The organism is Faecalibacterium sp. DFI.5.82 (assembly GCF_029076575.1).
Taxonomy (GTDB): Bacteria; Bacillota; Clostridia; order Oscillospirales; family Ruminococcaceae; genus Faecalibacterium; species Faecalibacterium duncaniae.
In genome coordinates this window covers 1-601 of sequence record NZ_JARFIS010000039.1, presented here as the reverse complement: position 1 = coordinate 601, position 601 = coordinate 1, and the positions used below count along the sequence as shown (strand labels likewise).

Sequence of the window (601 nt, the reverse complement as noted above, 5' to 3'; positions counted from 1 at the left end):
CAATGTTATTTTAATCAAGCAGCCACTTCAACTATATTTTCCAAAAACTTTTCAACAAATTTCTTTTTCGGGCTACTTTTGGGCCGTTTTCGATGGCTCGTAAGTAGAGGGACAATTTTTCGGAAGCCTTAAATTCCGAAGATTTTCTATAAAACTCCGTTCTTTGAAAACAGAATAGTTCAATCGTCCGGTACTTCACAAAAGGTACTTCTGTAACTCGCAGCCCGGTCATAACGAAGACGGGGTGGCTGAAACGCCAATGGTGCGGTGCAAGTCCGCCGCCGGACGATTCCCCACTCCTAGGGAAGTCGAGGACCAATATGGGAGACCTTAACTTATTAACGCAGTTGAGCACTTGTTTCGTGCTTTTCTGCGACTGGAGAATTGGAACCCACCAATTCTCGTTACATACGCTTTGTTTCCGATTTCTGCTTCAGCTGGAGGTGATCAACATTTCAGAATATCTTACCACGCAAACTCCGCTGCCGCCGTTTCTCCCATACCCACGCTTTCTTTTGGAACTTGACCTGAGCCAGACTGCAAAAATGACTTATGCGCTGCTGCTCGACCGTGCCACGCTCTCGCAGAAAAATCTCTGGAC

Annotated in this window: 1 pseudogene; it reads left to right on the top strand. The window is 46.1% G+C overall.

The window, feature by feature from the left end:
* Positions 1 to 320: 320 nt before the first annotated feature.
* Positions 321 to 601 (top strand): annotated as a pseudogene (locus P0G09_RS15445) (hypothetical protein); the annotation flags it as partial.